16 protein-coding genes and 1 pseudogene are annotated in these 18,266 nt (G+C 68.4%); 10 read left to right on the top strand and 7 right to left on the bottom strand.

Features of this window, described 5'->3' with window-relative positions; translation table 11 throughout:
- The 6 genes and pseudogenes from I71_RS22050 to I71_RS22075 all read left to right on the top strand — a co-directional run.
- A pseudogene (locus I71_RS22050) lies at nucleotides 1–444 on the top strand (SRPBCC family protein); the annotation flags it as partial.
- 61 nt (nucleotides 445–505) lie between these two features.
- Nucleotides 506–994: an aromatic-ring-hydroxylating dioxygenase subunit beta gene (locus tag I71_RS22055; protein WP_042698261.1), complete on the top strand. Its 489-nt coding sequence runs from the start codon at nucleotides 506–508 to the stop codon at nucleotides 992–994.
- Between the two features lie 14 nt (nucleotides 995–1,008).
- Nucleotides 1,009–1,749: an SDR family NAD(P)-dependent oxidoreductase gene (locus I71_RS22060; protein ID WP_042698263.1), complete on the top strand. Its 741-nt coding sequence runs from the start codon at nucleotides 1,009–1,011 to the stop codon at nucleotides 1,747–1,749.
- Between the two features lie 12 nt (nucleotides 1,750–1,761).
- A complete protein-coding gene (locus tag I71_RS22065) occupies nucleotides 1,762–2,724 on the top strand; it encodes a PDR/VanB family oxidoreductase (RefSeq protein ID WP_042698267.1) in 963 nt (320 codons plus the stop codon).
- 16 nt (nucleotides 2,725–2,740) lie between these two features.
- Nucleotides 2,741–3,265, top strand: a complete 525-nt coding sequence (locus I71_RS22070) for a flavin reductase (RefSeq protein WP_042698270.1) — start codon at nucleotides 2,741–2,743, stop codon at nucleotides 3,263–3,265.
- 34 nt (nucleotides 3,266–3,299) lie between these two features.
- Complete coding sequence (locus I71_RS22075; RefSeq protein WP_042698273.1) at nucleotides 3,300–3,869, top strand: hemerythrin domain-containing protein; 570 nt, start codon at nucleotides 3,300–3,302, stop codon at nucleotides 3,867–3,869.
- Between the two features lie 138 nt (nucleotides 3,870–4,007).
- On the opposite strand, the gene I71_RS22080 is transcribed toward I71_RS22075, so the two are convergent.
- Genes I71_RS22080 through I71_RS22110 form a run of 7 tightly spaced genes read right to left on the bottom strand, consistent with a single transcriptional unit; the run spans nucleotide 4,008 to nucleotide 12,681 of the window.
- The gene (locus tag I71_RS22080) at nucleotides 4,008–5,147 is read right to left on the bottom strand and encodes a Xaa-Pro peptidase family protein (protein WP_042698276.1); all 1,140 of its coding nucleotides are present in this window, start codon (nucleotides 5,145–5,147) and stop codon (nucleotides 4,008–4,010) included.
- Entirely contained in the window at nucleotides 5,144–6,370 is a 1,227-nt protein-coding gene (locus I71_RS22085) for a M20 family metallopeptidase (protein ID WP_042698278.1), read from the bottom strand. Before I71_RS22085 ends, I71_RS22080 begins: the two co-directional genes overlap by 4 nt.
- 17 nt (nucleotides 6,371–6,387) lie before the next feature.
- The gene (nikE, locus tag I71_RS22090; RefSeq protein ID WP_042698281.1) at nucleotides 6,388–7,974 is read right to left on the bottom strand and encodes an ABC transporter ATP-binding protein; all 1,587 of its coding nucleotides are present in this window, start codon (nucleotides 7,972–7,974) and stop codon (nucleotides 6,388–6,390) included.
- The gene (locus I71_RS22095) at nucleotides 7,971–8,801 is read right to left on the bottom strand and encodes an ABC transporter permease (RefSeq protein ID WP_042698284.1); all 831 of its coding nucleotides are present in this window, start codon (nucleotides 8,799–8,801) and stop codon (nucleotides 7,971–7,973) included. The genes nikE and I71_RS22095 overlap by 4 nt, the downstream gene beginning before the upstream one ends.
- The gene (locus I71_RS22100) at nucleotides 8,794–9,741 is read right to left on the bottom strand and encodes an ABC transporter permease (RefSeq protein ID WP_042698287.1); all 948 of its coding nucleotides are present in this window, start codon (nucleotides 9,739–9,741) and stop codon (nucleotides 8,794–8,796) included. The genes I71_RS22095 and I71_RS22100 overlap by 8 nt, the downstream gene beginning before the upstream one ends.
- Nucleotides 9,742–9,745: 4 nt before the next feature.
- Nucleotides 9,746–11,317, bottom strand: a complete 1,572-nt coding sequence (locus I71_RS22105; protein WP_042698290.1) for an ABC transporter substrate-binding protein — start codon at nucleotides 11,315–11,317, stop codon at nucleotides 9,746–9,748.
- The gene (locus I71_RS22110) at nucleotides 11,314–12,681 is read right to left on the bottom strand and encodes a M20 family metallopeptidase (protein WP_083897316.1); all 1,368 of its coding nucleotides are present in this window, start codon (nucleotides 12,679–12,681) and stop codon (nucleotides 11,314–11,316) included. The genes I71_RS22105 and I71_RS22110 overlap by 4 nt, the downstream gene beginning before the upstream one ends.
- Nucleotides 12,682–12,806: 125 nt before the next feature.
- Between I71_RS22110 and I71_RS22115 the strand changes: the two genes are divergently transcribed.
- The 4 genes from I71_RS22115 (at nucleotide 12,807) to I71_RS22130 (ending at nucleotide 18,157) form a co-directional block, all read left to right on the top strand.
- The gene (locus I71_RS22115; RefSeq protein ID WP_049976249.1) at nucleotides 12,807–13,535 is read left to right on the top strand and encodes a GntR family transcriptional regulator; all 729 of its coding nucleotides are present in this window, start codon (nucleotides 12,807–12,809) and stop codon (nucleotides 13,533–13,535) included.
- 391 nt (nucleotides 13,536–13,926) lie between these two features.
- Nucleotides 13,927–14,976, top strand: coding sequence for an ABC transporter substrate-binding protein (locus tag I71_RS22120; RefSeq protein WP_042698295.1), 1,050 nt, complete (start codon nucleotides 13,927–13,929; stop codon nucleotides 14,974–14,976).
- 511 nt (nucleotides 14,977–15,487) lie between these two features.
- Nucleotides 15,488–17,173, top strand: coding sequence for a methyl-accepting chemotaxis protein (locus I71_RS22125; protein WP_049976244.1), 1,686 nt, complete (start codon nucleotides 15,488–15,490; stop codon nucleotides 17,171–17,173).
- A 504-nt stretch (nucleotides 17,174–17,677) separates the two neighbouring features.
- Entirely contained in the window at nucleotides 17,678–18,157 is a 480-nt protein-coding gene (locus I71_RS22130) for a hypothetical protein (RefSeq protein ID WP_042698298.1), read from the top strand.
- Nucleotides 18,158–18,266: the final 109 nt, after the last annotated feature.

Raw genomic sequence — 18,266 nt, forward strand, 5'->3', positions numbered from 1 at the left:
GGAGCTGTTCAAGCAGGATCCATGACGAGGTCAAGGTGCGCCGCATCGTTCTGCACCGTCTGCGGCTCGTGCTTCAACTTGAACCTGTTCCCCAACATCGCCTGCTCGATGGCCTTCTTCCGCGTGCTGCGCCCGGTGTCGGTGAACGAGACCGAGATCCACCACGCCGTCATCACCATGGACGGCGGCCCCGCCGCCGCCAACCGCGCCCGCCTGCGCCTGCACGAGCATTTCCAGGGCCCGATGGGCTTCGGCACGCCCGACGATTCCGAGGCGTGGGAGCGGGTGCAGAAGGGTGCCCAGGCCGGCACCGACCTGTGGATCCTGCTGAACCGCGGCCTGCCCGGCGAGCGCATCACCGAAGACGGCCGCGCCAGCGACGTCAGCGCCGAGACCGGCATGCGTGCCGCCTACCAGCAATGGAAGAAGCTGATGACGGCGTGAGGGTGAGCCGGGGGTGAAGCCCCCACCCTGCCCCCTCCCCCCAGACTCCCCGGAGATCCCCATGAACACCCAACTCCTCATCGAGGTCAGCGCCTTCCTCTGGCAGGAGGCCGACATGCTCGACCACCGCGACTACCGGGACTGGCTGGCGCAATGGACCGATGACGGCCTCTACATCGTGCCGATCGACCCGGACGTCGCCTCCGGCCCTGCCGACCTCGCCGACCGGCTGAACTACGCCTATGACGACGCCGACATGCGCGCCAAGCGCGTCGCCCGTCTGACCAGCGGCGAGTCCGTCTCGACCCAGCCGGTGTCCCGCACCGTGCGCTCGCTGTCGCGCTTCCGCATCCTGACCGACGACGGCGCTGCGATCACCGTCCGCGCCGCCCAGCATCTGCGCGAATTCCGCAAGGAGACGCTGCGCGACTACACCGCCGACGTGACCTACGAACTTGCCCGCACGGGCGACGGCTTCCGGCTGAAGGCCAAGATCGTCCGGCTGGTGAACTCCACCGACGCGCTGCACAGCATCGGCTACATCCTCTAACCGGGAGCCAAGGGATGGCACAGGTCGTTCTCGTCACCGGCGCGGCCCAGGGGCTGGGCCGGGTCATCGCCGAACAGTTCCTCGCCGCCGGCTACCGCGTCGCCCTGACCGACGTCGCGGAAGGAGCGGTGCGGGAAGCGGCGGCAGCCCTCGACCCGTCGGGAAACGCCGTTCTGCCGCTGGTTCTCGACGTCACCCGCAAGGCGGATTTCTCCGCGGCGCTCGACGCCGTGCTGGCCCGCTGGGGGGCGCTGCATGTGGCGGTCAACAATGCGGCGATGACACCGATGACCCCGGTCATGCAGATCACGCCGGAGGAATTCGACGCGGTGCTGACCGTCAACCTGCGCGGCACCTTCCTCGGCTGCCAGATGTTCGGCGCCCATCTGGCGAAGGCCGGCTACGGCCGCATCGTCAACATCGCCTCGCTGGCCGGGCAGAATGGCGGCACCGCATCGGGCGCGCATTACGCCTCCTCCAAGGCCGGCATCCTGACGCTGACCAAGATCTTCGCCCGCGAACTGGCGGCCGGCAATGTCACCGTCAACGCCATCGCCCCCGGCCCGATGGAGCTGCCGTCGGTCCGCGCCTCGGTCCCGCCGGAGCGGCTGGAAACGCTGATCGGCATGATCCCGGTGAAGCGGCTGGGCAACCCCGCCTTCGTCGCCAGAATGGCGGTGGAGCTGGCATCAAGCGACGCGGATTTCACCACCGGTGCGGCCTGGGACATCAACGGCGGCATCTTCATGCGCTGAGGAAAGACGGTCATGACGACGCAAGACACGCTGATGCTGACGGTGGCCCGCCGCCGGGTCGAAGGGAACGGGGTGCTGCTGCTGGACCTCGTCGACCGGACCGGCCGGCCGCTGCCCCCCTTCGAGGCCGGGGCGCATGTCGATCTGCATCTGGCGCCGGGGCTGGTCCGGCAATATTCACTGTGCGGCGACCCGGCCGACCGCAACCGCTACCAGCTGGGCATCCTGCGCGATCCCGCCTCCCGTGGCGGCTCGGTCGCGGCGCATGAGGGCTTGCAGGAGGGTACGGAGGTCGCGGTCGGCCTGCCGCGCAACCTGTTCCCGCTGGCAACCGATGCCGCCCACTCGCTCCTGATCGGCGGCGGCATCGGCATCACCCCGATGATCGCCATGGCCCACACCCTGACGGCCTCCGGCGGCAGTTTCGAACTGCACTACTGCGGCCGCAGTCGCGATGCCTGCGCCTTCCTGGACGAGCTGGCGGCCGCCGCCTTCCGCGACCGCGCCGCCCTGCATCTGGACGACGGCCCGGCCGGCCAGCGCCTGGACCTCCCCGCCCTGCTCGGTTCCGCAGCCGCCGGCACCCACCTCTATGTCTGCGGCCCGACCGGCTTCATGGACTGGGTGATCGGTGAGGCAATCCGCCTCGGTCTGCCCGCCGACCGCATCCATCGCGAATATTTCCAGGCCGAGGCCGCCACCGCCGGCGGCAGCTTCGAGGTGGTGGCGCAGCGCAGCGGCAAGTCCGTCCGGGTGGCGGAGGACGAGACCATCGTCCAGGCGCTGGGCCGCATCGGCATCAAGGTGCAGATGTCCTGTGAGCAAGGCGTGTGCGGTACCTGCCTGTGCACGGTGCTGGAGGGTACGCCCGACCACCGCGACGTCTTCCTGACCGACGAGGAGAAGGCCGACAACGACCAGATCCTGCTCTGCTGCTCGCGCGCCCGCACGGACACGCTCGTCCTCGACATCTGAGATTAAGGACACTCCCATGGTTGAGGTTTCCCGCTTCCGCAACGGCATGTCGATGCTGACCGGCGCCGTGAACATCGTCACCACCGCCGGTCCCGGCGGCCGGGCCGGCTTCACCGCCACCGCGGTGTGCAGCGTGACCGACCAGCCGCCGACCCTGCTGGTCTGCCTGAACCAGTCCTCCTTCGTGCATCAGGCCTTCACCACCAACGGCGTGCTGTGCGTCAACCCGCTCTGCGGCGGGCAACAGTCGCTGTCGGAGGTCTTCTCCAACCGCGGCCTGTCGGCCGACGAACGGTTCGCCCATGCCGACTGGACCAGCCTGGAGACCGGCAGCCCGGCGCTGGCCGGCGCGCTGGTCAATTTCGACTGCCGCATCGTCGACACCCACACGGTCGGCACCCACAGCGTCTTCTATTGCCAGGTCGTCGACATCCGCCAGCGCGCGGCCGGCCCGGAGGGGGCGACGGACGACCATCTCGGCCTCGTCTACTTCAACCGCTCCTATCACCGGCTGGGCGACGCCTCGCGCGCGCTGCCCTGATCCTCACCACCCAGAACGGGGAGACCGACCCGGCATGGACGCCATCCGCATCATCAAGGACGAGCATTTCGCCATCGCCGCGGTGCTGCACGCCCTGCGCCACCAGATCCGCGCCATCCGCGGCGGGGCGGCTCCCGACTTCCCGCTGCTGGGCGCCATACTCGACTACATCGTCAGCTATCCCGATCGCTGGCATCACCCGAAGGAGGACCGTTTCCTTTTCGCCGCCGTCCGCCGCCGCGCGCCGGAGGCCGAAGCCCTACTTGGCAGACTGGAACGGGAACACGCGCTCGGCTACCCGATGATCGAGACGCTGAAACGCCAACTGGTGTGCTTTCAGGCCGGCGACGATGGCGCGGCGGAGGATTTCTTCGCCACCGCAGAGCGCTACGCCGCTCTGGAATACGCCCATCTCCAGACGGAGGAGCAGCAGCTTCTCCCCCTGGCAGAACGGGTTCTGACGGACGGAGACTGGCGCGAGATCGACGCCGCCTTCCGCGAGAACGACAATCCCCTGTTCGGCATCAAGCCGAAGGAAGAGGCCGAACACCTCTACCAGCGCATCCTGGAGCTGGCGCCGCCGCCCATCGGTTACGGACGATAGCGAGGGCCGGGTTCGGCCCGCCGGACCCGGCCCCGCATGGAACCCCCGACAAACCCGGCGTGTGTGGATGCCCCCGGTTAAGCGAGAGAAATCTTCCGACACTGCGCGGCATGCATGAAGCGGACCCGGCGGTCAGGCTCAACCTTGGATGGGCCGACGCGGGCAGCTCGTCAGCAGGCATGGCGCGGCTTCGGTCACGAGAACGGTCTCGCTCACGGCAACGCCGCGCGCCGATGCGTACATGTGAAACACCTGTCCCGGTTCCAGAACGAAGTCGGCGGCAGGATGGAAGGACTGCGAGAAGTCACTCGGCCGCGGCGTGCGGGCGTAGAGGCCCATGCTGTAGCCGGTGACGTTGCCGTAGTCAGCCCGCAGCCCGGCGGCCAGCACCGCCGTCCGCAACAGGGCATCGACATCGCGGGCCAGAGCGCCCGGCTGCATGGCGGCGATCTGCCGGTCCTGAAGCGCTGCCAACCGCCGGAAGGTCTCGCGCGCTTCGACCGGCGGCGTGCCGACGAAGACCGGCCGCATCAGCCTGGCTCCGTAATTCCCCACCCGTGGGGTCAGCTCGACATGCAGGATGTCGCCCGGCATCAGCGTCCGGTCGAGGCCGCTGCCGTGCAGGAAATCGACATCGCTGCCGCTTCCATGGCCGCCCGACACCAGGATCGGCCCCGGACCGCCATCGTCGGCGCCGAGCCGGAGCTGCGCCGCCGCCGCCATCGCCGCCACCTCCCGCACCGTCGAACCGGGATGGACATGGCCTTCCAGCCCAAGCATGCAGCGGTCGGCGATGGCCGCAGCCGCCGCGATGGCGTCGATCTCGTCGACGAACTTGCAGGCGCGCAGACAGTCGCTCAACCCCGGCAGCCGGACGAAGCGGGCTTTGGGGAGCAATTCCGCAAGCCGCTGCGCGGTGGCGACGGTGTGGCCGTAGGACATCGGATCGACGCCGATCCGCGCACCGGCGAGGCCGCGTGCGGCGAGGGCCTTCGCCACCGCGCCATGCGGGTCCTCGTGGTCGTCGAATGTCGCCACCTCGTCGAACCACACCCCGGAGCGGCAGGGCCCGGCGTCGATGGAGCGCAGGACGAAGCAGGGGTCGCCGTCCATCGGCACGATGACGGCGCGGTAGAGCGTTTCCGACACGGTGTAGCCGCTGATCCAGGCGATCAGCTCGGCATGATCCGCCAGGACGGCATCGCAGCCCTGGGCCGCCATGGCATCGCGCAGCCGGGCCATCCGCGGCGCGAAGCGCTCCGCTGCCGAGCCGGTCATTCGCGAGGCTCCACGCCGCAGATCTCCAGGATGGTCAGCATGTAGACACGGATCATGTCGAGATAGTCGTCGATGTCGACCCGCTCGTCCGGCATGGTGTTGTAGCGCCCTCCCGGACCGCAGACGACGCCCTCCATGCCGCCGGAATGCTGCAGGTGGCCGGCGTCGGTGCCGTAGAAGCCGGGCGGGGTGATGGCGCCGGTCGGCTGGTCGGTGCCGCGCACCTTGCGGTAGGCTCGGTTCACTGCCTGTACGATCGGGCTGTCCTTCGCCACCTCGAAGGTCGGCATGGTCGGGGTGCCGCCGCGGTCCTCGGAGAAGACGCTGGCCTTCAGGCCGGGGAAGCGCGCCTCCAGCGCGTCCAGCTCGCGCCGCAGATCGGCCAGCGCCCCCTGCTCGCTCTGGCCGGTGGCGTAGCGGGCCGAGCCCTTGATCCGCACGAAGTCGGCGACCTGCGGCGAGCGCCACTCGTGCAGTTCCTTGCCCAGAGCGCCGTGGACGACGCCGACATGGACGCGGTTGATCGTCGCGTGCTCCGGCGACTTGGCACCGGACAGGGCCAGCGCATTCAACCGCGGGATCAGGTCGCAGGCGGCGACGACGGCGTCGACCGCCTCCTCGCGCTTGGACAGGTGGCGGGTGTCGCCGACCAGCTCGATGACGAAGCTCAGCGCCGCCGCGTGCATCGTCATCGCCTGGAGGTCGGTCGGCTCGCTGTTGATGAAGCAGTCGGCGCGCAGCCCCTGCTCCATCAGCGCCAGCGTGCCGACGCCGCCCTGAAGCTCGCCCACCACATAGGTCAGGATGACGTCGCCGCGCAGCTTCACCCCGGCGTCCATCAGGGTCTTGACCGCGCAGAAATAGGCGGCGTCGCCCGCCTTCATGTTGGAACAGCCGATGCCGTAGATGAACTTGTCGTCGATCTTGCCGCCCCAGGGATCGACGGTCCAGCCCTCCGTCACCGGGTTGGTGTCGATGTGGCCGTTGAACAGCAGGCTCTTGCCGCCGCCGGTGCCGCGCCAGCGGCCGACGGCATTCACCCGCCCGCCGGGCACCGGCGTCAGCTCCGCCTCCAGCCCGAGGGACGACATGGAGGCGGCCATGAAGCGGGCCAGCTCGCGCTCGCCTTCGGTCTGGCTGTAGCTCTTGTGCTGAACCATGCGGGCCAGGAAGGCGAGGGCCGCATCGGTGTCGAGCCGGGCGAGAATCTCTGCGGTGTCCATGGGGAGTTCCTAAGGGGTCAGCCGACGGGGGTCGGCGAGGCGGCCATCAGGTCGCGCGTGTAGGGGTGGACATGGTCGGCATCGACCGCGTCGATGGGCAGCAGGTCGACCAGCTCGCCCCGGCGCATCACGGCGATGCGGTGGGCGATCTGGCGGATCAGGTTGATGTCGTGGGTGATGAAGAGATAGGCGGCCCCGGTCTCCGCCCGCAGCGCCAGCAGCAGCTCGATGATCGAGGCCTGGACCGAGACGTCGAGCGGGGCAGTGATCTCGTCGCAGATGACCAGCGAAGGCTTGGCGGCGAAGGCGCGGGCGATGGCGACACGCTGCTTCTCGCCGCCGGAAAGCTGGTGCGGCCAGCGCGTGGCGTAGGCGGCCGGCAGCCGCACCTGCTCCAGCAGCCGGCCGATCTCGGCGTTCAGGTCGGTCGCACCCGTGCCGAACAGCTTCAGCGGGCGCGACAGAATCTCGCCCACCGTCTGGCGCGGGTTCAGCGAGCCGTCGGGATGCTGGAAGACGATCTGCACCGCGCGGCGGTAGGCGCCGTCCATGTCGCGGGCCGAAGCGATCGGCCGGCCGTCGAAGCGGATGCCGCCGGAAAACTCGGCCAGCCCGGTCAGCGCCCGCGCGATGGAGGATTTGCCGGAGCCGGACTCGCCGACGATGCCCAGGATCTCGCCGGCCTTGATATCGAAGCCGACCGCGTGGGTCGCCGGCGGCGGGGGCGGACGGAACAGGCGCGGGCGGGCGTAGCGAACCGAAACCGCCTCGGCAGCGAGCAGGACGCGGTCGCCCGGCCGGTCATGGACCAACCGGTTTTCCGGGCGCGGCACCGCCGCCACCAGTTTGCGCGTCTCATCGTGGGCGGGGCGGGCGAAGATCGAGGCGGCCGGCGCCTCTTCCACCAGCCGGCCCTTCTTCATCACCGCCACCCGGTCGGCGACGCGCGAGACCAGGGCGAGGTCGTGCGAGATGTAGAGCGCCGCCACCCCGGTCTCGGCGCGCAGCCGGGCGAACAGGTCGAGGATGCGGGCGCCGGTGATGACGTCGAGCGCCGTGGTCGGCTCGTCGAAGACGATCAGTTCCGGCCGGCAGCCGAAGGCGGTGGCGATCAGGATGCGCTGCTTCTCGCCGCCCGAGATTTCGTGCGGATAGCGCCGCATCAGCGCCTCGGGGTCGCGCAGCTCGACATGGCCCAGCAGTTCGAGCGCCAGCTCCCAGGCGGCGCGCCGGGTCAGGCCGCGGCTGTTGACCAGCGTTTCCGTCACCTGCCGGCCGACGGTCAGCGTCGGGTTCAGCGCGGTCGAGGGATCCTGGAACACCATGCCGATGCGCCGGCCGCGGATGCGGGTCAGCGCACGCGGCGGCAGGCTGCGCAGGTCGGTTTCGCCGAGCCGGATGGTGCCGGACAGTTCGCGGGCGTTCTTCGGCAGGTGACGCATGATCGCCCAGGCCAGCGTGCTCTTGCCCGAGCCGGATTCGCCGACCAGCCCCAGCACCTCGCCCGGCGCGATGTCGAGGCTGATGTCCTGCAGGACGCGCAGCGGACGGCTGCCGGTGAGGTAATCCAGCGTATAGTCGCGCAATGAGAGGACTGCGGTCATCGTTCGTCCCGCGGGTTCATGGCGTCGCGCAGCCCGTCGCCGAGCAGGTTGAAGGCGATGGCGGTCAGCGCGATGGCCAGCGACGGCGCGATGAGGATCCAGGGCGCCTGATGGACGTACTGGCGCGCCTCCGCCACCATCAGGCCCCATTCGGAGGCCGGCGGCTGGGCGCCGAGGCCGAGGAAACTGAGGGTGGCGAACAGCATCACCGCGAAGGAAACGCGGATCGTCGCCTCGATCACCACCGGGGCCATCACGTTGGGCAGCATCTCGCGGAAGATGATCCAGGAGGCGCTCTCGCCGCGCACCGTGGCCGACTTGACATAGTCCTGGCCGCGGACGGTGAGGGCCACTGCGCGGGTGACGCGGGCCATGCCGGGGGCGAAGGTGACGGCGATGGCGATCATCGCGTTGCCGGCGCCGTTGCCGAGCGTGCTGACCAGCAGCAGGGCGAGCAGCAGGCCGGGCACCGCCATCACCGCGTCGATGGTGCGCATGATCGCCTCGTCCCAGCGCCCGCCGAGATAGGCGGACGCAGTGCCGACCACCGCGCCGGCGACGGTGCCGAGCAGGGTGGCGGCCAGCGCCATCGGCAGGGTGGAGCGGGCGCCGACCAGCAGGCGGCTCAGCACGTCGCGGCCGAACTGGTCGGCGCCGAACCAGTTCTGGGCGCCGAGCGGGCGGAAGCGGCCGAGGAAGTCCATCTTCTCCGGGTCGTGGGGCGCCAGCCAGGGGCCGAACAGGCAGGCGGCGGCCAGCACCGCCAGCAGGATCAGGCCGATGGCGCCTTGCGGCGTGCGCATCAGCCGGCGCAGCAGGTCAGTCATAGCGGATCCTCTTGTCGAGGACGGCGTAGGCGACGTCGGCCAGCGTGTTGGCGACGGCGTAGGTCGCCGACATGATGAGGGCGCCGGCCTGGATCGATGGCAGGTCGCGGGCGGTGACCGCCACCATCAGCTGCCGGCCGATGCCGGGAATGGCGAAGATCTCCTCGATGACGATGATGCCGCCCAGCAGATAGCCGACATCCAGCGCCACGATGGTGACCACCGGCAGCAGCGCGTTGCGCAGGGCGTGGCGGACCAGCACCGTGCGCTCCGGCAGCCCCTTCAGCCGGGCGGCGCGGATATAGTCGCTGTGCAGCACGTCGAGCGTTTCCGACCGCACCATGCGGGCGACATGCGCCACCAGGATCAGCGAGGCGGTCAGCACCGGCAGGGCCAGATGCCTGACCGCTCCGCCGAAATCCTCCAGCGGCGAGACATAGCCGGTGGCGGGCAGCCATTGCAGGGTATCGGCCAGCAGCATGGCGAGCAGCGTCGCGGTGACGAATTCCGGGAAGGAGACCCCGAGATAGGAGATCAGCCCGGTCGCCATGTCAGCCAGCTTGCCCTGGCGCACCGCCGCCACCATGCCCAGCGGCACGGCGATCACCAGCATGACCAGGATGGCGGCGACGGCCAGCAGAAGCGAGCGGCCGAGCGCCGTCAGCATCTCCGGCCCCACCGGCTGGCCGGTGCGCATCGACAGGCCGAAATCGCCGGTCGCGGCATGGCCGACCCAGCGCAGATACTGCCACCAGATCGGGTCGCCGAGGCCGAGGCGTTCGCGGATAGCGTTCAGCGCCTCGGCGGTGGCGTTTTCGCCCAGCAGGGTGACGGCGGCGTCGGCCGGCAGGGCCTGGGTGATGCCGAAGACCAGCACCGACACGATGAAGACCGTGTAGAGGATCAGCGCCAGCCGCCGCAGGAGCCAGGATGCGCTCACGGTCTCAACCCCGCTTGGGCGCGGCCGCCGCGAGCGAGACGAAGTCGAGACGGAATACCGAGCCGCGCGGGTGCAGGTCGTAGCCCTCGACATAGTCGCGCCGCGCCGCCAGCAGGTCGAAGAAGACCGGGATGACCGACGGCACCTCGTCATGCATCAGTTGCTGGGCCTTGGCGTAGAGGGTGGCGCGCTCGGTCTCGTCGGTCTTGGCCCGCGCCTCGGCGACCAGGGCGTCGAAGTCCTTGTTGTTCCAGCGCGTCTCGTTCCAGGCGGCGTCGGAGGTGTAGAGCAGCGAGAAGACCGCGTCGGCGGTCGCCTGCATGTTGTAGAAGCCGACGTAGAAATTGCCCTTCTTCCACACCTGGTCCAGGTAGGTGGCGTGCGGCATGGTCTGCACCTGGATGCGGAAGCCGGCGGGCTTGGCCATCTCGCGGATGGCGACCGCCAGCTCGGTGCGGGTGCCCGGCTTGTCCGACGCGATCATGGTCAGGTCGACGCCGTTGGGATAGCCGGCCTCGGCCAGCAGTTTCTTCGCCTGGGCGAGGTCGGCCTTGCGCAGCGGCTGCTCGCGGTAGAAGCGGTAGGCCGGGCTGATCGGCGTGTCGTTGCCGGGGGTGCCGTAGCCGCCGGCGACGAAACCCACCATCGCCTCGCGGTCGATGGCGAGCGCCAGCGCCTTGCGGACGCGCGGGTCGGAGAAGGGCTTCTGGTCGCAGCCCATGTTGACGTTCAGGAACTGGCCCGACGGCAGCCGCAGCGCCTTGACACCGGAGGCCTTCTCCAGCCGCTGGTACTCGCCGGGGGCGGTGCCCAGCATCAGGTCGATGTCGCCGGAGATCAGCGCCGAAGCCTCGGCGGTGCGGTCGGGATAGACCAGCACCTCGACCCGGTCGAGATAGGGGCGCGCCGGGTCGTAATAGGCCGGGTTGCGTTCCACCACGATCTTGCGGTCGGGTTCGAAGGAGACCAGCTTGAACGGGCCGGTGCCGACCGCGCTGCGCGACAGGCTGTCGAGGTCGGTCTCGATCACCTTGGCCGGGACGATGCGGGCGTTGGTATAGGCCAGCGCCACCGGCAGGTCGGCATAGGGCGAGGTCAGGCGGAACAGCACGGTCCGCTCGTCCTTGGCCGTGACCTCCTTGATCGGGCCGACATTGGTGCGGCCCGGCGAGGCGGTCTTGGGATCGAGGATGGCGGTGAAGGTGGCGACCACGTCGGCCGCCGTGCAGGGCGAGCCGTCATGGAAGGTCAGGCCCGGCCGCAGGACGAAGGTCCATTCGGTGAGCGTCTGGTCGGGCGACCAGGATTCGGCGAGGTCCGGCTCCACCTTCATGCCGGCGGCGAGCCGCGTCAGGCCGGAATAGAGCAGCTCGGCCACCAGATATTCCGGGTTCACACGGGTGCGCAGCGGGTGGATGACGCTGGCGGCCTGATCGACCGAGATGCGCAGCACGCCGCCGCGGCGCGCGGCCGACTGGGCGAAGGCCGGCGCAGCACCCGACAGGCTGAAGGCGGGAAGCGCACCGAGGCCGGCGGCGGTCCCGGCGAGGAAAAGGCGGCGGGTCACGGAACTCATCGGTCGGACTCCTTCTGCGGGCCGCGGCCAGGGGTCGGCACGGCGTTCGGATCGGTCTTTTCGGGGATCAGGTCGGGGGCGAAGCCGGCGGCCAGATAGGCCAGCACGCTCTGCGCCAAGGCCACGATGTCGGCGACGGTGGTGTGTTCGTCGGGGGAATGGACGTTGCTCTCGGGCCGGCCCAGGCCGGTCAGCAGCACCTCCTGCATGCCGGTGCGCTGGACCCAGCCGAAGTCGGAGCAGCTGGCCGCCCCCCAGGCGCGGAACGCGTCCGGGCGGTAGCCGAAGCCGGCCGACAGCGCCGCCTGCCAGCGCGGCCAATGCGGCCCGGTCGGATCGCCGGTCGGGGCGAGGTGGCCGACCAGCTGGATGTCCACCGCGATGTCGGGGCTTCCGGCCATCGCGCGGGCGACGGCCGTCTCGATCTCCGCCCGCGCCTCCTCATAATTCTCTTCCGGCGTATAGCGGCGGCAGACCAGGATCTCGAACAGCGAGGGGACCTGCCCGCCGCAGATGCCGCCATGGGCGGCAGCGATGTCGAGCCGGGCGGCCAGCGGTCCGGAGGCGGTCGGTGGCGGCGGCAGGGCCGAGGTCCGTTGCGCCACCACCGGCTTGAGGTCGGTCAGGGCCTGGAGCAGCGGCAGCGCCGCCTCGATGGCGTTGACGCCGGAGCCGGATTTGTTGCCCTCGCCGGCATGGACGGTGTGGCCATGCAGCCGGATCTGCAGGTTGAACAGGCCGAAGCAGCCCGCCCAGACGCGTGGCGCGGCACTGCCGTTGAAGTTCAGGACATGCCCCTTCAGCAGCCCCTGTTTGGCGAGATACCGCACGCCGGGATAAAGCCCGCCCTCCTCGTCGGTGCAGAACAGCAGCATCGGGTCGTAGGCGAGCGGCAGGCCGCAGGCCTCGGCGGCGCGCAACGCCAGAAGCACGGCGGCGATGGTGCCCTTCATGTCGGCGGCGCCCAGCCCATAGAGCCTGTCGCCTTGGCGGGTCAGCCGGAGCGGGTCCTTGTCCCAGCCGGGAGCGGCGGGCACGGTGTCGACATGGAAATACAGCCCGAGAACGGGCTTGCCCGTCTCCCGCTCGCCGATGAGATTGGTGCGCCGGCCGGACGCCGGTCCGCCCGGCACCCGCCACAGGGCGTCCGGAACGACGACCCGGCTGGACCGGAAGCCCAGCGGGGCGATCAGCTCATCCATCAGGTTGGCGAAGGCGTCGTAGCCGGCACCGGGAGGAAAGGACGTGTCGACAGCGATCATGCGCCCAAGATCGGTCACTGCGGGTTCGGCCGACCGCGCGATCCAGTCCATCGCCGCATCGAGCAAACCGTCTCCGGTGGGCTGGCCTCGCCGATTGTCCATGACACGCTCGCCGTTTTCTATATTCTATAAAGAAATGTGACTGGCGCACAAATCTTTGTCAATCATCAAGATTCGGGCAATTTCTGGCTATTTTTGAGGCATCTGTGAGCAAAAAGACGGCGAACATGGCGGGTGACCTGCCGATTCCGCTCTATGAACACGTCAAGCGCCGCATGGCGGAAGCCATTCTGCTGGGCGACTGGCCACCCGGCATGGTGCTGCCGGGCGAGGTCGCGCTGGCCGCCGACTACGGAGTCGCGGTGGGAACGATGCGCCGTGCGTTGGCCGACCTGACCGCGGACGGCATGCTGATGCGCAGGCGCAAGACCGGGACGGTGGTCACCGGGCGCACGCCACAGCATAGCCTGCGCTTCTTCTTCCAGTATTACAGGCTGCATGGCGGAGACGGTCGGCTGCTCACCTCGGAAGCCGTCGTCACCGAGATCGCGCGCAGCCCCGCCACCGCTGAGGAGGCCGCATTGCTGGGCGAAGAACCTGGCGAGCCGCTGATCCGGATCTTGCGGCTGCGCCGGGTGGAGGGGCGTGCGGTGATGCGGTCCAGGATTGCCATGGTTGCGCGCCGGGTGCCCGATTTTCCGACGGACCCCTCACAGGTGCCGCAGCGGCTCTACATCCATCTGCTCGACGTCCACGGCATCCGCATTTCCGCCGTCCGGGAACGGGTGTCGGCCGCGCTCGCCACCGCCGAGGATCGGACGGACCTCGGTCTTCCCGACCCGACGCCACTTCTCGTCATCGATGAGGAGGCATTCGACCAGACCGGGACGCTGACCATCATCAGCCATCACCGCACGGTGACGGACGACCAGCGCTATGTGAACGAAGTGCGGTGACGGGCGAACGATCGTCCGGCGCTGGCGCAACAAGGCTGTCGCCAGGGCGCGAAACGCTCGGGAACTGCAAAGGGCCTGCCCGGCCCGGCACCGCAGCTGTGCTGCCGCCAGCCTTCTCCGCCTCACGGACTCATAACATTAGCGGATGAATGACGGCGGGAATTCGATTTGACGGTTATGTGACTGCACCATCACCCTTGCCCTTAATCCGGACAGCGGCCAAGCGGAAAACGTCCTGCAAAGGGGACGGCCGACGTGGCGGTGGACGGCAAGAAAAGCGGTGGTCCGGCGTCATTCGACGACCGGAGAGCCGAGGATCTGGCTCGAACGAACCGCAGTCCGTGAACAGGGACCCTGCCGACAGGGATCAAGGCTCTAGAGGAGAATGACGATGCGCTCGGTGATGTGCGGGTTGATGGCGACGGCGGCCCTGTGGTGCGGCATGGCCGCGGTCCAGACGGCCCAGGCTCAGGAAAAGACGCTTTATGTCGCCGCCTATGGCGGGTCGTTCGAGCAGACCATGCGCAAGGACGTCATCCCGGCCTTTGAGAAGGCGAACGGGGTGAAGGTCGAGTATGTCGCCGGCAATTCCACCGACAACCTCGCCAAGCTGCAGGCCCAGAAGGGCAACCAGCAGATCGACGTCGTCATCCTCGACGACGGCCCGATGTACCAGGCGGTGGCGCTGAACTTCTGCGCCGACCTGGAGAAGGCGCCGGTCTACGACCAGCTCTACGATCTGGCGAAGATGCCGTCGGGCAAGGCGATCAACTTCGGCGCGGTCGGCACCGGCATCCTCTACAACAAGGCCTGGTTCGACGAGAACAAGATCCCGGCCCCGACCTCGTGGACGGACATCGAGGATCCGCGCTTCAAGAAGAAGCTGGCGATCCCGCCGATCAACAACAGCTACGGCCTGCACGCGCTGGTGATGATGGCCCGGCTGAACGGTGGCGGCGAGACCAACATCGAGCCGGGCTTCAAGGAGTTCAAGGACAAGATCAACCCGAACGTGCTCGCCTACGAGCCGTCGCCGGGCAAGATGACCGAGCTGTTCCAGAGCAACCAGGCCGTCATCGCCGTCTGGGGATCGGGCCGGGCCAAGGCGCTGGCCGACACCGGCTTCCCCGCCACCTTCGTCTATCCCAAGGAGGGCGGCGTCGTGCTGGGCTCCGCCGCCTGTCAGGTCGCCGGCAGCAAGAATGCGCCGGAGGCGCAGAAGTTCATCCAGCATTTGCTGGGCGTCGAGGCGCAGACCGCGCTGGCCGTCAGCGCCGGCTTCGGCCCGGTGAACAGGACGGTGGAGCTGCCCGCCGAGAAGCAGGCCGGCATCCCCTACGGTCCGGAGCAGGTCGGCAAGCTGCTGGTGGTGGATTGGAACACCATCAACAAGAACCGCGAAGTCTGGAACAAGCGCTGGACCCGCGAGATCGAGCGCTGAGGATGCAAACGCCCTCTCCCGCCTCTCGCACAAACGAAGTTTGTGCTGACGGCGTCAGGCGGATCGAGGATCCGCTGAGATCCCCGGGAGAGGGCGTCTGTCTGTCATGGGACGGCGGTCGGCCGCGTCCCGCCGCCGGTAACGGACCGGTGGGCCGGAACCGTCTTCCGGACAGACATCCCGGTCTCGCCGCACAAAACCAACGCCGCCATCCGGATGCCCCCCGGCCTTTGGCCGGGTCTGCCAGCCAGTCGGCAGCGGGGGCGATGAACGCCTCCCATCTCCACAATAAATCGCCCGATACCTCCAAGACCATTAACACAAACTCACCAATTTAACGAAAATTATAACTGCACGCCCTTAGTAATTTATCAACATATTGAATGTAAACGTTGCAAATAACCTTGAGACGATACTCACAACCAAGGCTTCGCTTCGATTTTTTATTTTCGAGCTATCCTCAGAACATCAGAAATATGACATTCTCGCAAACAGGGACGAGGAAAGTGCGATGCGTTGGATCAAGAACATCAGCATTTCGGCAAAGATCCTGCTGTCGCTGGGACTTCTCGCCGTTTTCAGCGTCGGCGTGACCGTCCGGGGGATCGACGCGCTGTCCACGCTGAACCAGCGCACGCAATCCATCGTTTCGACCGACGCGCGCGGCCTGTTTCTGGCCATGCAGATGGCCGAGGCGATGGGCCGGACCCACCAGATCATCCTGACCTATTACGCTTCGGAGGAGGCGGAGGAGATCAAGCGGCTGGAAAAGGCTGCCGAATCCAGCCTGCAGACATTGTCGCAGCTGCTCCGCGACAACCGGGCCTTCTTCGCCGACCGCGACGCCGCCAACTATCAGGTGATCGAAACCGAACTCGGCACCTACATCGGCCTGATCGAACAGGTGCGCAATGCCCTGATGACCTACCAGAGCCGTGACGCCTACCGCCTGCTCAAGGAGGCGTCCAGCGCCTTCGGCAAGGCGGACGAGGCCTTGCGGACCGTGGTCACCGGCCGGCGGAACAATCTGACCGTCCAGGCGACCGCCTCGCAGACCGATTACGACGCGACCCTGCTCACGCTGGTGCTGGTTTCGGGCGCGGGTCTGATCCTGGCGACCGCAGCCGCGCTGCTGCTGGTGCGCCTGCAGATCACCGGGCCGCTGGGTCGCCTGACCAACGCCATGCAGGCATTGGAAGCCGGCCGGCTCGACGTCGCCATCGATGTCGCCGAGCGGCGCGACGAGGTCGGCCGCATGACCCAGGCGGTTCGCATGTTCCGCGAACATGCGCTGGCGGTGCGCCGGCTGGAGGACGAGAAGGAAGAGGCCGCCAGGCGGGCTGAAGCCGACAAGCGCCGCGCGCTCGACGCGCTCGCCGACCGCTTTGCCGCCGACGTCGGCAGCGTCGTCGATCTGGTCGCCGGCGAGGTCGGGCGGATGAACGGTGCCGCCCTGCAGCTTGCCGGCGCCGCCGGCATGGTGACCGAGCAGTCCGGAACGGCCAACCGCGCCGCAGGACAGGCCAGCGGCAACGTCCAGGCGGTGGCCGCAGCGGCGGAGGAGTTGTCGGTATCGATCCGGGAGATCAGCGAGCGGGTGCTGCAATCCTCCAGCGTCACCGGACGGGCTGCCGAGATGGCGCAAAGCACCAACGCAGGGGTGGCCGAGTTGCGCGATGCGGCGGGCCGGGTCGGAACCGTGGTGGACATGATCCAGGCGATCGCCCGCCAGACCAATCTTCTGGCGCTGAACGCCACGATCGAGGCATCGCGGGCGGGCGAGGCGGGCAAGGGCTTCGCCGTGGTCGCCAGTGAAGTGAAGAGCCTGGCCAGCCAGACGGCACGGGCGACCGAGGAGATCGCCATCCAGATCGAAGGGATCCAGAACGAGACGGTGAAGGCGGCGGGTGCCATCCAGACGATCGCCGGGATCATCGGAGAGGTGAACGTGATCTCGACCTCGATTGCGGCGGCCATCGAGCAGCAGTCGACCGCGACCGCGGACATCACCCGCCATGTGCTTCAGGCGGCGGACGGGACACGGGATGTCACGCGCACCATCGCCGAGGTGACGACCGCCGCCGCGGCCGTCGATCAGGCGACTGCCGAAATCAGCCGGGCGACGGAAACCCTGTCCGCCCAGTCCGACGGGCTTCAGAGCCGCGTCAGGCTGTTCCTGACCGAACTCCGGGCCTGACCGGCAGATGAGCCGACGCCGCCACCCGCCCTGTTGCAACGGCTCTGTCGCAAAGTTGGGTGGCACGCGGCGCATGGCCGGACCTTGGAGGCGAGGCGCGCTACGATGCGCAAACCGGAGCATCGCCTCGGTGGTGTGACTCGCCGCAAATGACCACCAGGAAATCCGGCACCGGCAGCGGACGCCTATACCGACCGATGCCGGCGAAGCAGCAGGCCCCTGGGATCCACATGGCGCCGCAACAGCTCCCGTGCTTCCAGTGTCGGCGGGGCGATCAGCGGGGCGCCTTCCCTGTCGATGTCGAACCCCGTGGGACGACGATGTCCTGCCGGTCGGCCTCGCAGTTCACCAATTCCAGGCGGATGCGGCCATTCTCCTTATCGAAGTCGAACATGTATTTCGGCGTCCGCACCCATTCCAGTCCTCCATGGCGAAGACCCAGACGCCCCCGTCCTGCCCAACCCGCCCGGATAGCCGACACGGGAGGAGGGGCGGCTGGCCCAGATGCTCCATGCCCCCTCGGCCTCGATCTATTGGGGCAACCTGTTGGAGCCGGACCTGTCCAGCATGCCCGCCGACCTGACGCAGGACAGCTTCACCTGCTGGCAGGCCGCCTGCCAGTCGGACACCGGAGTCAAGTGCGACATGCTTGCCCGCCGCGCCTTCGGCGTCTGCTTGAATTCCGCAGTGCAGACCGACCGCTTCGGCAACCTGAACATCATGGCCATCGGCGACCACCGCAATCGAAGGTCCGGCTTGCCGGCTGCCTCGCCCAGCCCGAGCATTTCGCCGTCGTTCCCCGCCCGATCGTCGTCGTCGTCGACCTCGACCGCCACGTCTTCCTTCATCACCAGCGTCGGCCACCTGTGGGGCGGCCGCAGCCACGAGGAGGCCGGGCTGTCCCCCGGCGGCCCGCAGCTCGTCGTCACTGGCAAGTCGATCTTCGACTTCGATCCCGGCAGCCGACATTCGCTGCCGTCCTGACGCCATCGTTGTCGCCGACACCAGCCACTCCTCTATTTGGGTTGCCAACGACGTGACCTCGCTCAAGCCGGGCATGCGCTTTGTCAGGCCGCTCGGGCTGGCCTGTTGG

Source organism: Azospirillum sp. B506 (assembly GCF_000333595.1).
Classification (GTDB): Bacteria; Pseudomonadota; Alphaproteobacteria; order Azospirillales; family Azospirillaceae; genus Azospirillum.